Source organism: Agrococcus jejuensis, assembly GCF_900099705.1.
In the GTDB taxonomy this organism is placed as follows: Bacteria; Actinomycetota; Actinomycetes; order Actinomycetales; family Microbacteriaceae; genus Agrococcus; species Agrococcus jejuensis.
In genome coordinates, this window is sequence record NZ_LT629695.1 from 2,338,888 (window position 1) to 2,352,050 (window position 13,163).

The window sequence follows — 13,163 nt, forward strand, 5'->3', positions numbered from 1 at the left end:
CGTCCCCGCTCGACGCGGCCATGCGCGTGCTGGCGCGGGCGCGGTGCCCGTCGACCGCTCCTTGAGGTGCGAGCGAAGCGAGCCTCGAAAGGTGCCTCCACGCGCCGCTGCCCGCCGCGATCGTCGCGGTCCGACGCGGTGTCGGAACCCTGTGCATCCCCCAAGGAACGTCACTCGGCCTTGCCCTCGTCGTTACCATCCTGTTACCTTGGACGCTGCTGCCTTCCTGGGTCCCCGGTACCCTCGGGAGGCAGAAGACTTTTCAGCGAGCAGCTCCGAAGGACTCCACGACGTGACGCACAGGGACGAGTCGGCCAAGGCCGACGCCGACCTCGACGCGCCGTCGACCCGTCGCAGCCGCCGCGATGGCGAGCGCGAGGCCGCGCACCGCGCCCTCTACGCCGACTCCCCGCAGCCGTCCTCGTCGATGCGCGTCGTCGACGGCGGATCGCCGATGTACCGCACGCGCCGCGAGATGCGCGAGTCCGCGTCGCGCCTCGCGCGTGACCTTCCCGTGATCGTCGAGCCCGTGCTCGAGGTGCCGCAGCCGGAGGTCGTGGCCGAGCCCGCGCCCGCCGTCGAGGCACCGGTCGCCGAGCAGTCCGCTGCCGCCGGCCGGCGCGCGCGCCGCGCGGCCGACCGCTCGCCGGTCGAGCCGACGCCCGTCGTCGCCGATGCGGTCGCCGAGCCCGCCGCCCCGCTCGCACCGTCGTCGCGTCGCGCGCGTCGTATGGCCGTGCAGGCCTCGGCACCCGAGGCGCCCGTCGAGGCGATGCCCATCGTCGCCGAGGCCACGCCCGTCGTTGCCGAGTCCGTCGTCGCGCAGACGCCGATCGAGGTCGAGCCCGCGTCCGAGCGCGTCGCTCCCGAGCGCACGACGTCGTCGCGCCGCTCGCGTCGCGCGGCCGCCCAGCCCGTCGAGGCTGCCGCCGCCTGGAGCGACCTCGTGGCTGCGTCCGTGCCGCAGGAGGACCGCGCAGACGCGCCGACGGCCGAGCCCGTCGCGATCGAGACCGCCGTCGTCGAGCCCGAGGTCGCATCCGTCGCCGTCGAGCCCGAGCCCGCCACCGTCGCGCTCGCCGCACAGGCGGCCCCCGCATCCGCTCCCGCTGCCCCCGCATCCGCGCCCGCCGCATCCGACCGCGTCGTCACGCGCGCCGAGCGCCGCGCCGCGCAGGCCGCGAGCAGCGACGAGGTGTCGGCCGCCGTCGCCGCCGTGCTCGGTGGCGAGCAGGAGGACGTCGCCTCGACGCCCGTGCGCAGCCCGCTGCGTCGCGAGGCGCGTGCGCCGAAGCCCGCGACCGTCACGCGCCGCCCGGTCGCGCACGCGCCCGTCGTGCGTCCCAGCCGCCGTGCCCGCTCGGGAGCCGCACGCAAGGCCATGCAGCGCCTCGCCGCCGCCGGCGTCATCCTCAGCATCGGCTCGTTCGTCGCCGTCACGTCGCTGCCGGCCCAGGCGTTCTCGCCGTCCGAGCCGTCGTCGACGACCGGCGCGTACGGCGACGTCGAGGTCGAGCAGGAGCTCGACGTGACGACGGGCAGCGGCGCGCACGGCGCCGAGGAGGTCACGGCGGTGCTCACCCGCGACGACTTCGGCGTCGACGACGCGCTCGCGTCGGCCCGCATGAGCCCCGAGGAGCTCGCGTCGCTGCAGGCGGTCGCCGACTCCGAGGACATCGGCCCGTACTACGGCGGCGACCCGGCGATGCCCGAGGTCTGGTCGCAGCTCGAGACGTCGTACACGCAGTCGCCGTTCCCGTCGCTGGCCGAGGTGCCGGTGTCGAGCGGCTTCGGCTACCGATGGGGCTCGTTCCACGGCGGCGTCGACCTCATCCCGGGTGCGGGCACGCCCGTGTACCCGGTCGCGAACGGCGTCGTCGTCGCGATCTGGCAGGGCAACAACCCCGGTGGTGGTGGCTACGAGGTCATCGTCGAGCACAACATCGACGGCGAGTACTTCCAGTCCTGGTACCCCCACATGCAGGCGGGCTCGATCCAGGTCGAGGCCGGCCAGGTCGTCGACATCACGACGCAGCTGGGCGCCGTGGGCTCGACGGGCCGCTCGACGGGTGCGCACCTGCACCTCGAGATCAAGAACGGCGACTACACGTCGGTCGACCCGCTCGTCTGGCTCGCGACGCGCGAGCAGATCCTCGAGCCCTAGCCGCACGATGCCTCGTCTCGTGCCGCCGGGAGCGCGCGAGTCGTGGGTGCCGCTGCGCGGTGGGCGGATGCGCGTCCTGCGCGGCGCCGACGAGGGCGCGGGAGTGCCCGTGCTGCTCGTGCACGGCGGCGGCTACGACGCCGCTGGCATCTCGTGGTTCCGGCTCGTCGAGGCGCTCGCCCCGAGCCGACCGGTCGTCGCGCCCGACCTCCCGGGCTTCGGCGGCACCGAGGGCATCGAGCCCATCGGCGACGCGGATGCGCTCGCCGACCTGCTCGCGGAGCTGCTCGACGCCCTCGCGCTGCCGCGCGTCGTCGTGATCGGCGTCTCGATGGGCGGCGACGTCGCGCTGCGCCTCGCGCTGCGGCATCCGGACGCCGTCGCATCCCTCGTCGCGATCGCGCCCGGCGGGCTCGTGGCGCGCGTCGGAGGGTCGGCGCTGCACGCGCTCGCGTGGGCGGGCACGCGGCTGCCGGATGCGCTGCTGCGACCCCTGACGCGTGCTGCAGGAAGGTTCGCGGGCGCGACGATCCGCGGCTTCGTCAGCGACCCGGCGACGCTGCCGCCCGAGGTCGTCGCCGAGTTCGCGGCCGAGGGTCGGGCACCGGGATCGGGCCTCGCCTACGGCGCGTACAACCGGTGGGCGATCGCCAGGCGCGGCATGCCGCACCACCTGCGCGACCGCGTCGCCGGCATCCGGGCCCCGACGCTGCTCGTGCACGGCACGGCCGACCCGATGGTGCCGATCGAGGGCTCGCGGCTCGCGGCCGACCGCATCCCGCACGCGACGCTCGTCGCGCTGCCGGGCGTCGGCCACTGGGCCCAGCTCGAGGCGCACGACGCCGTCCGCGAGGCCCTCGCCCCGGCCCTCGCGGCGGCCGACGCCTCCCGCTGACCGCTCCGCGGGATGCGTTGTGCAGGCGATTCCGCCTCTCGAGGGAACATTCCCCTCAAGACCCGGAATCGCCTGCAATACGCAAACGACGACGGCGTCAGCGCACCAGCACCCAGGCCGTCTCGTCGGCGCGCAGCGACGCCGCGTGCAGCTCGGTGGATGCGAGCAGCAGCTGGCCGGAGGGCAGGTCGATGGCGTCGTGCCCGATGTTCGCGATCACCACGACGTCGCCGTTGCGGAACGCGATGCCACCGGGGCCCACGTCGAGCCACTCGACCGTGCCCGCGCCGAGGCCGTGCTCGCGGCGCAGGCGCAGCGCCTGCGTGTACATCTCGAGCGTCGAGCCCGCGACACCCGCCTGCCGGTCGCGCGCGTACTCGGCCCACGACGCCGGCTGCGGCAGCCACGACTCGCCCGTGGGGCTGAAGCCGTAGCCGGGGGCGTCGGCCTCCCACGGGATGGGCACGCGGCAGCCGTCGCGGCCCCACATCTCGCCGTTCGTGCGGTGGAACGTCGGGTCCTGCCGCGCCTCGGCGGGGATGTCGACGACCTCGGGCAGCCCGAGCTCCTCGCCCTGGTACACGTATGCGCCGCCGGGCAGCGCGAGCATGAGCGCCGTCGCTGCGCGGCCGCGGCGCAGCGACACCACGGGGTCGGCCTTCGACTCCGAGGTCGGGCCGATGCCGACGCCGTGCGGCGGCTGCGGCACGAGCGCGAGGCGCGTGCGGTGGCGGATGGTGTCGTGGTTCGACAGCACCCACGTCGAGGGGGCGCCGACCGCGCCGAACTCGGCGATCGACTCGTCGATGACCTCGCGCAGGCGCCTCGCATCCCACGGCGTCTCGAGGTAGACGAAGTTGAACGCCTGGTGCATCTCGTCGGAGCGCACGAACCGCGCCATCTTCGACAGCGGATGCACCCACGCCTCGGCGCACAGCATCCGATCGCCGTCGTACTCGGCGAGCACCTGGTGCCAGCGGCGGTACACCTCGTGCACCGACTCCTGGCCGAAGAACGGCGACTCCATCGAGCCCGTCGTCACGGCGTCCTCGTCGATGTCGGGCAGGCCGGGCGCCTTCATGAGGCCGTGCGCCACGTCGACGCGGAAGCCGTCGACGCCGCGGTCGAGCCAGAACCGCAGCACGTCGTCGAACATGTCGGGCACCTCGGGATTCAGCCAGTCGAGGTCGGGCTGCGAGGTGTCGAAGATGTGCAGGTACCACTGGCCGTCGGCGAGGCGCGTCCAGGCGGGGCCGCCGAAGACCGACTGCCAGTTGTTCGGCGGCTCGGCGCCGTCGGGGCCCTTGCCGTCGCGGAAGACGTAGCGGGCGCGCTCGGGCGAGCCGGGCGCGGCGCGCAGCGCCTCCTGGAACCACTCGTGCTCGTTCGACGTGTGGTTCGGCACGAGGTCGACGACGATCTTGAGGCCCAGCTCGTGCGCCTCGGCGATGAGCCGGTCGGCGTCGGCGAGCGAGCCGAACAGCGGGTCGACGTCGCGGTAGTCGGCGACGTCGTAGCCGGCGTCGTGCTGCGGCGAGCGGTAGAAGGGGCTCAGCCACACGGCGTCGACGCCGAGCGCGGCGAGGTGCGGCAGGCGATCGGCGATGCCGGCGAGATCGCCGATCCCGTCGCCCGACGCATCCGCGAAGCTGCGCGGGTACACCTGGTAGATCACGGCGGTGCGCCACCACTCGGCGCCGGACTGCGTCGTCGTCACGTCGGACATGCCCCCAGGCTACGGGGCACGCGGGCCGCCGTTCGAGCGCATCCGCCGATTCGTCGGCGTGTGGATGGATGCCTGCGCCTGCGTCGAGACACGGGGTACGGTGCCAGACAGGTAGTTCAGAGTCGAACGACACCCGAGTCGATCGGCGCCCTCGATGGAGAGAGCGAATCCATGACGACCCCAGACCACCTCGCCGACCGCAGCATCGCGGTCCAAGCCAGCCCGGAGTTCCAAGGTCTCCGGCGATCCTTCTTCACGTTCATCCTGCCGCTGACGGTGCTGTTCCTGCTCTGGTACCTCGCGTACGTGCTGCTGGCCGGGTTCGCGCCCGACCTCTTCGCGACGCGCGTCGGCGACTCGAACATCACGGTCGGCCTGCTGTTCGGCCTCGGCCAGTTCGTGACGACGTTCGGCATCACCATGGCGTACCGCTCGTGGGCCAACAAGCGCTACGACCCGCATGCGGCGGAGATCCGCGAGGAGATGGAGCGCGGCGAGCTGGATGCGCCCGCAGCAGGCGAGGAGGCGGCGCGATGAGCGACGAGATCAACCCGGTCATCAACATGGTCGTGTTCGGCATCTTCGTCGTCGCGACCCTCGTCATCGTCTTCCGCGTGTCGAAGAAGAACGCGACCGCGACGGAGTTCTTCGCAGGCGGCCGCTCGTTCTCGGGGCCGCAGAACGGCGTCGCCATCGCGGGCGACTACCTGTCGGCCGCGTCGTTCCTCGGCATCTGCGGCGCCATCGCCGTCGCCGGCTACGACGGCTTCCTGTACTCGATCGGCTTCCTCGTGGCGTGGCTCGTGGCGCTGCTGCTCGTCGCCGAGCTGCTGCGCAACACGGGCCGCTTCACGATGGCCGACGTGCTGTCGTTCCGCCTCAAGCAGCGCCCCGTGCGCATGGCGGCGGCGCTCGCGACCCTCGTCGTCTGCTTCTTCTACCTCGTCGCGCAGATGGCGGGCGCCGGCGGCCTCGTCGCGCTGCTGCTGGGCCTCTCCGGTCCCGTGCCGACGGGCATCACCGTCGCCATCGTGGGCGTCGTCATGATCGTCTACGTCATCGTCGGCGGCATGAAGGGCACCACGTGGGTGCAGATCATCAAGGCCGTGCTGCTCGTGGCCGGCGCCGGCATCCTCACGATCGTCGTGCTGGCCATGGTCGGCTTCGACTTCGGCGAGCTGCTGCAGCGCGCCGTGGATGCGTCGCCGCAGGGCGAGGCGATCCTCGCGCCCGGCCTGCAGTACCCGAACCCGATCGACTTCCTGTCGCTGGGCCTCGCGCTCGTGCTCGGCACGGCGGGCCTGCCGCACGTGCTCATGCGCTTCTACACGGTGCCGACCGGCAAGGAGGCGCGTCGCAGCGTCGTGTGGGCGATCTGGATCATCGGCGTCTTCTACCTGTTCACGCTCGTGCTCGGCTACGCCGCGGCCGCGTTCGTGGGCCCGGAGGTCCTCACCGACCCGTCGACGCCCGGTGGCCAGAACGCCGCGGCGCCGCTGCTGGCGCTCGAGATCGGCGGGCCCGTGCTCATGGCCGTCATCTCGGCGATCGCGTTCGCGACGATCCTCGCGGTCGTCGCCGGACTCGCGATCACGGCGGCGACGTCGTTCGCGCACGACATCTACGCCTCGGTCATCAAGAAGGGACAGGCCGACCCGAAGCAGGAGGTGAAGGTCGCGCGTCGCACGGTCGTCGTGATCGGCATCATCGCGATCCTCGGCGGCATCGTGGCGCAGGGGCAGAACGTGGCGTTCCTCGTGGCGCTCGCGTTCGCGGTGGCGGCGTCGGCGAACCTGCCGACCATCCTCTACTCGCTGTTCTGGAAGCGGTTCAACACGACGGGTGCGCTGTGGTCGATGTACGGCGGCCTCATCAGCTGCATCGTGCTCATCGTCTTCTCGCCCGCCGTGTCGGGCGGCCCGAAGTCGATGTTCCCCGGAGCGGACTTCGACCTGTTCCCGCTGTCGAACCCCGGCATCGTCTCGATCCCGCTCGCGTTCGTGCTCGGCGTGATCGGCACGTTCGTGGGCAAGCCCGAGGCCGACCACGACGCGAAGCAGGCCGAGATGGAGGTGCGCTCGTTCACCGGCGCCAACGCGGCGAAGGCGAGCGACCACTGATCGGCTGACCTGTTCCGAGGTGCGGTTGCTGCACCGAGGTGCGGTTGCAACCGCACCCGAACGCAGCAACCGCACCTCGCAACCGTCCGGTGGTCACGATCCGGACACGGAACCGCTGCAGACGTGCCCTACGGCTTGCCGTGGGGCACGTCGCGCGCTTGGATCGGGGCACGCGCGACGGAGCGCGGTGCATTCGACGATGAAGGGCACGAGCCATGCGACCCATGACGATGCGACGGCGGAGGCTGCTGCAGCTCGCAGCGATCGGCACGGCAGGAGCGGCGCTCGTCGCCTGCTCGACCGGCGGCGGAGGCGGTGACGCGGGCGGCGGCGAGGACGGCGGCACGATCACGGTCTGGATGGACCAGAACCGCGCGGATGCGCTCGGCGACGTGATCGCCTCCTTCGAGGAGGAGTCGGGCACGAGCGTCGAGGTCGTCATCAAGGAGTTCGGCGACATCGCGGGCGACTTCGTCACGCAGGCGCCCGGCGGCGAGGGTCCCGACGTGGTCATCGCCCCGCACGACGCGCTCGGCAACCTCGTCTCGAACGGCGTCGTCGCGCCCATCGAGCTCGGGGATGCGTCGGGCGACTTCCAGGACATCGCGATCGAGGCCATGAGCTACGACGGCTCGGTGTACGGCGTGCCGGTGTCGATCGAGAACCTCGCGCTCGTGCGCAACACGGCGCTCGCGCCCGAGGCGCCCGCGACGTGGGACGACCTCGTGGCCACGGGTCAGGCGGCCGTCGCATCCGGCTCGGCGCAGTACCCGCTGCTCGTCGGCCTCGACCCGAACAACGCCGACCCGTACCACCTGTACCCGCTGCAGGCGTCGTACGGTGGCCCGCTGTTCGCGCTCAACGACGACGGCACGTACGACGGCAGCGACCTGCAGATCGGCAACGAAGGCAACCTGCAGTTCGCCACGCAGCTCGCGCAGTGGGGTGCCGACGGCATCCTCAACCTCTCGATCTCGCAGGACATCGCGAAGGAGCAGTTCGCGGCCGGCGCGAGCCCGTACACGATCACGGGACCGTGGAGCCTCGCGCAGTTCGACGAGGCGGGCATCGAGTACGCGATCGACCCGATCCCGTCGGCGGGCGGTCAGCCCGCGACGCCGCTCGTGGGCGTGCAGGGCTTCATGCTCTCGTCGTACAGCGAGAACCCGATCGTGGCGACGCAGTTCATCACCGACTACATGGCCTCGCAGGAGGCGCAGACGGCGATCTACGAGGCCGGCGACCGTGCGCCCGCGCTGACGGCAGCGTTCGAGGCCATGCCCGCCGACTCGCCCACGGCGGCGTTCGGCGAGATCGGTGCCGACGCGGTGCCGATGCCGAACGTGCCCGAGATGGCGGCGATCTGGGACCAGTGGGGTGCGACCGAGGCGCAGATCATCGGCGGCCAGGGCGACCCGACGCAGCTGTGGACGTCGATGGCCGAGGCCATCCAGTCCACGATCGACGCCGGCTAGGCGCCTCCCGACGCGGGTCGGGATGCGGTCGGGCACGACCGCATCCCGCCTCCCGCATCCGCTCATCGACCGATGCGAAGGAGCACGGTGGCTGCACCCGACACGACGGGCCTCGTGAGGCCGCGACGGCTGAGCGGCTCGCTCGGCCTGCTCGCGAAGATCGCCCTGCTGGCGGTCGTCGACGCGATCGCGGTCTTCGCGGTCATGCTGCTCGCGGCGCAGGGGAATTGGGTCGTCGTCGCGGTCGTGGCGCTCGTCACGGTCGTCGTGAACGTCGTCTACCTCGTGCCCGGCCGGTTCCTGCCCGCCAAGTACCTCACGCCCGGCCTCGTGCTGCTGGGCATCTTCCAGGTCTTCGTCGTGCTGTTCTCCTGCTACATCGCGTTCACGAACTACGGCTTCGGGCACAACTCGACCAAGGACGACGCGATCTCGCAGCTCATCCAGCAGTCGACGTCGCGCGTCGAGGACTCGCCCGCGTACCGCGTGACGGTGGTCGAGAACCTGTCGGGGCTCGGGCTGCTCGTCACCGACCCCGACGGCGACGTCTCGGTCGGATCGGCCGAGCAGCCGCTGCAGCGGCTCGACGAGGGCCAGGTCGAGACGGAGGCGGGCGTCGCGGTCGCCGCGGACGGCTGGACGACGCTCACGACGGGGCAGATCGTGCAGCGCCAGTCCGACATCGCGAGCCTGCAGGTGCCGTTCTCCGACGATCTCGACGACGGCTTCCTCGTCACCGCCGACGCCCGCAACGCGTACGTCTTCGTGTCGAACCTGTCGTACGACGAGGCGACCGACACCCTCACCGACACCGACACGGGCGTCGTCTACGTCGACGGCGGCGAGGGGGCGTTCGTGTCGCCCGACGGCGAGGAGCTGCGACCCGGCTGGCAGGTGCTCGTGGGGTTCGAGAACTTCGCGTACCCGTTCCAGAGCCAGGCGTTCGGGCAGGCGCTCATCGGCGTCACCATCTGGACGTTCGCGTTCGCCGCCATCTCGGTCGGCCTGTCGTTCCTGCTGGGGCTCGCGCTCGCGGTCACGCTCAACGACCCGCGGCTGCGCGGCCGCAACGTCTACCGGGTGCTCGCGATCCTGCCGTACGCGTTCCCGTCGTTCCTGTCGGCGCTCGTCTGGCTCGGCCTGCTCAACACCGAGTTCGGCTTCGTGAACCAGGTGCTGCTCGGTGGCGCCGACGTGCCGTGGCTGTCCGATCCGATCATCGCGAAGATCAGCGTCATCGTCGTGAACGTGTGGCTCGGCTTCCCCTACATGTTCCTCGTCTGCACGGGCGCGCTGCAGTCGATCCCCGAGGAGGTGACGGAGGCCGCGACGGTCGACGGCGCGAGGGGATGGGCGATCTTCCGCCTCATCAAGCTGCCGCTGCTGCTCGTGTCGATCGCGCCGCTGCTCATCTCGTCGTTCGCGTTCAACTTCAACAACTTCAACATCATCTACATGCTCACGCGCGGCGGTCCGCGCATCGGCGGCATCGACGAGAACGTCGGCCACACCGACCTGCTCATCACGCTCGTCTACAAGGTCGCGTTCGCGGGGCAGGGCGCCGACTACGGCCTCGCCTCGGCGCTCGCGATCATCATCTTCGTCATCGTCGCCGTGATCTCCGCGATCTCGTTCCGGCAGACGAAGGCCCTCGAGGACCTCAACTAGGGACGGCCACCGATGAGCACCATGCCTCCCATCCCCACCGACGCGCAGGCGGTCGGCTCGCCCTCCGACGCCGAGCGCATCGCCCGCATCCGCCAGCCGCGCATGAAGCCGGGGCGGTGGATCGCCGAGATCGGCTGGCGCCACGTCGTCGGCCTCGCCGTGGTCGTGTTCGCCACGTTCCCGCTCGTGTACGTGCTGTCGGCATCCCTCAACCCCACGGGCACGCTCACGGGGTCGAACGTGCTGTTCCGCGAGATCAGCGTCGAGAACTACGTCGAGCTGCTGTCGGATCCGCGCCGCCCGTACGCGCGCTGGTTCCTCAACACCATGGTCGTCGGCGTGATCACGAGCCTCGCGACGGTGTTCCTCGGCGCGCTCGCGGCCTACGCGTTCTCGCGGATGCGCTTCACGGGCCGCCGCGTGGGGCTGCTGAGCCTGCTGCTGGTGCAGATGTTCCCGCAGCTGCTCGCGGTCGTCGCGATCTACCTGCTCATGCAGGGCCTCGGCGACGTCTTCCCGATCCTGGGCCTCGACTCGCTCGCAGGCCTCATCCTCGTCTACCTCGGCGGCGCGCTCGGCGTGAACACCTACCTCATGTACGGCTTCTTCAACACGGTGCCGGCGTCGATCGACGAGGCGGCGAAGATCGACGGCGCCGGGCACGCGCGCATCTTCTTCACGATCATCCTGCGCCTCGTCGCACCGATCCTCGCGGTCATCGGCCTGCTGTCGTTCATCGGCACGACGAGCGAGTTCGTCATCTCGTCGGCGCTGCTCACGAGCCCCGACAACCTCACGCTCGCGATCGGCCTGTTCCGCTACGTGTCCGAGGAGACGAGCACCAACTACCCGGTCTTCGCGGCCGGCGCCGTGCTCGCCGCGATCCCGGTCGTCGCCCTCTTCCTCTACCTGCAGCGCTACATCGTCGCGGGCCTGACGGCGGGGTCGGTGAAGTGACCTGACCTCGCTCGGCAAACGAGCACCGCGCGGGGGTTGCACCGCCTCAAGACCGCCCCTTGAGGTGCGAGCGCAGCGAGCCTCGAAAGGTGCCCACCCGAGACGTCGGCCCGGCTCCTCCGATCGCGTAGCGTCGACCCCATGCTCGCGCCCCACCACGACGGCTCGCCGCTGCACGTCTCGACCCAGCATCCGCAGCTCGGCGACGCCGTGCGCCTGCGGCTGCGCATCCCCGTCACGCACGAGGAGCCGCTCGAGGTGCTCGTGCGCTCGAATCCCGACCGCGAGCCGTTCTTCAACAAGGCCGTGCACGTCGGCCGGGTCGACGGCTGGGACTGGTGGGAGGCCGAGGTGCTCGTCGCCAACCCGCTGCACCGGTACCGCTGGCTCGTGCACTACGCCTCCGGCCTCACGGAGTGGCTGAACCAGGAGGGCGTGCACCGCATCGAGACGCGCGACGACAGCGACTTCGCGCTCGTGGCGCACCCCGCCCCGCCGGCGTGGGCGGGCGACGGCATCCTGTACCAGGTGTTCCCCGACCGCTTCGGGCGGTCGGCGCAGGCGGATGCGCGCGAGACGCCCGACTGGGCCGTGCCGGCCGCGTGGGGCGACCCGGTGGTGCCGTACGGCCCCGAGGTGTCGACGCAGTGGTTCGGCGGCGACCTCGCGGGCGTCGAGGAGCACCTCGACCACGTCGTCGAGCTCGGCGCGACGATCCTGTATCTGACGCCGGTCTTCCCGGCGAGGTCGAACCACCGGTACGACGCGTCGACGTTCGACGCCGTCGACCCGCTGCTCGGCGGCGACGAGGCGCTGATCTCGCTCGTACGCGCTGCGCACGCCCGCGGGCTCAAGGTCATCGGCGACCTCACCTCGAACCACTCGGGCGACGCGCACGAGTGGTTCCGCGCCGCGCACCGCAACCCCGGCGCGCCCGAGAGCGACTTCTACTACTTCCTCGACGACGCGAACGAGACGTACGCGTCGTGGCTGGGACACGCATCCCTGCCGAAGTTCGACTGGTCGAGCCCCGAGCTGCGGCGCCGCTTCATCGAGGGTCCGGACTCCGTCGTCGCGCGGTACCTGCAGGAGCCGTTCGACCTCGACGGCTGGCGGATCGACGTGGCGAACATGACGGGGCGCCTGGGCGCCGCCGACCACAACGCCGAGGTGCGCCGCACCATCCGGCAGACGATGGTCGACGTCGACCCCGACACGCTGCTGCTCGGCGAGTCGACGAACGACGCGACCGACGACTTCCAGGGCGACGCGTGGCACGGCGCCATGACGTACGCCGCGTTCACGCGGCCCGTGTGGGGCTGGCTGTCGGTGCCGGGCTCGGCGGCGTTCGGCGGCCTCGGCATGGCCCGATCCGTCATCCCGTCGTACACGGGCACCGACGTGCACGCGCAGCACGTGCGCTTCACCGCCGGCATCCCGTGGCGCACGCGCCTCCACACGATGCAGGCGCTCGACACGCACGACACCCCGCGCTTCGCGACGAACGCGCTGCCCGGCGCGCACCCCGTGGCGCTGGGCATGTCGGTGACGCTGCCGGGCATCCCGGTCGTGTGGGCGGGCGACGAGCTCGGGCTCACGGGCACGAACGGCGAGGAGTCGCGCACGCCGATGCCGTGGGACTCGCTGTCCGAGCACGAGGCCGACCTGACGCGCTACCGCGAGCTGCTGGGGCTGCGACGCTCGCACGTCGCGCTGCGGTCGGGCGGCATGCGCTGGCTGCACGTGGCCGACGAGGTGCTCGTCTACGTGCGCGAGGCCGAGGAGGGCTCGGTGCTCGCGGTCGCGTCGCGCGGCTTCTTCGACGTCGTGCTCGACGAGGGCACGCTGCATCTGCACGGCGCCGACCCGCAGCTGCTGTGGGGCGAGGGGCGGGCGGATGCGTTCGGCCGCGGCGGCGTGCGCCTGACGGGCTCGGGTCCGTCGTTCACGGCGTGGTCGCTGCCCGGCGTGCCGGTGCCCGTGCCGTCGCCGGATGCCGTCGCCGCCGAGGACGCGGCGCTGCTCGAGAACGCAGCCCAGGACGCCGCCCTCGTGGCCGGCGTGCAGGGCGCCGAGTCGACGGACACGGCGGCGTGGGCGCACGAGCTGCCGCCCGAGCCGGGAGCGGGGCAGCCCCAGACCTGACGCGCGCCCGTGA

The 13,163-nt window shown here is 71.8% G+C and carries 9 protein-coding genes; 8 read left to right on the forward strand and 1 reads right to left on the reverse strand.

All coding sequences use genetic code 11. The features are described from left to right. Positions 1 to 292: 292 nt before the first annotated feature. Both BLQ67_RS11055 and BLQ67_RS11060 read left to right on the forward strand, forming a co-directional pair. The gene (locus tag BLQ67_RS11055) at positions 293 to 2,164 is read left to right on the forward strand and encodes a M23 family metallopeptidase (RefSeq protein ID WP_092505053.1); all 1,872 of its coding nucleotides are present in this window, start codon (positions 293 to 295) and stop codon (positions 2,162 to 2,164) included. 7 nt (positions 2,165 to 2,171) lie between these two features. Further along, positions 2,172 to 3,059 (forward strand): alpha/beta fold hydrolase, encoded by an 888-nt coding sequence (locus BLQ67_RS11060; RefSeq protein ID WP_092505055.1) that lies wholly within the window; start codon positions 2,172 to 2,174, stop codon positions 3,057 to 3,059. A 97-nt stretch (positions 3,060 to 3,156) separates the two neighbouring features. Here the strand turns inward: BLQ67_RS11060 and BLQ67_RS11065 are convergent, their stop codons facing one another. Continuing rightward, on the reverse strand, positions 3,157 to 4,785 hold the full coding sequence (locus tag BLQ67_RS11065; RefSeq protein ID WP_092505057.1) for a glycoside hydrolase family 13 protein: 1,629 nt from the start codon (positions 4,783 to 4,785) through the stop codon (positions 3,157 to 3,159). A 171-nt stretch (positions 4,786 to 4,956) separates the two neighbouring features. On the opposite strand from BLQ67_RS11065, the gene BLQ67_RS11070 reads away from it, so the two are divergent. The 6 genes from BLQ67_RS11070 (at position 4,957) to BLQ67_RS11095 (ending at position 13,150) form a co-directional block, all read left to right on the forward strand. Then, a complete protein-coding gene (locus tag BLQ67_RS11070) occupies positions 4,957 to 5,322 on the forward strand; it encodes a DUF485 domain-containing protein (protein ID WP_092505059.1) in 366 nt (121 codons plus the stop codon). Further along, complete coding sequence (locus BLQ67_RS11075; RefSeq protein WP_092505061.1) at positions 5,319 to 6,905, forward strand: solute symporter family protein; 1,587 nt, start codon at positions 5,319 to 5,321, stop codon at positions 6,903 to 6,905. Before BLQ67_RS11070 ends, BLQ67_RS11075 begins: the two co-directional genes overlap by 4 nt. A gap of 224 nt (positions 6,906 to 7,129) precedes the next feature. Continuing rightward, on the forward strand, positions 7,130 to 8,380 hold the full coding sequence (locus tag BLQ67_RS11080; protein WP_092505063.1) for a sugar ABC transporter substrate-binding protein: 1,251 nt from the start codon (positions 7,130 to 7,132) through the stop codon (positions 8,378 to 8,380). 72 nt (positions 8,381 to 8,452) lie between these two features. Beyond that, on the forward strand, positions 8,453 to 10,048 hold the full coding sequence (locus BLQ67_RS11085; RefSeq protein ID WP_092505065.1) for an ABC transporter permease subunit: 1,596 nt from the start codon (positions 8,453 to 8,455) through the stop codon (positions 10,046 to 10,048). 12 nt (positions 10,049 to 10,060) lie between these two features. Beyond that, positions 10,061 to 11,005, forward strand: coding sequence for a sugar ABC transporter permease (locus BLQ67_RS11090; protein WP_407922469.1), 945 nt, complete (start codon positions 10,061 to 10,063; stop codon positions 11,003 to 11,005). A 141-nt stretch (positions 11,006 to 11,146) separates the two neighbouring features. Beyond that, positions 11,147 to 13,150 carry a glycoside hydrolase family 13 protein gene (locus tag BLQ67_RS11095; RefSeq protein ID WP_092505067.1) on the forward strand — a complete coding sequence of 668 codons (2,004 nt, stop codon included), beginning with the start codon at positions 11,147 to 11,149 and terminating at the stop codon, positions 13,148 to 13,150. Positions 13,151 to 13,163: the final 13 nt, after the last annotated feature.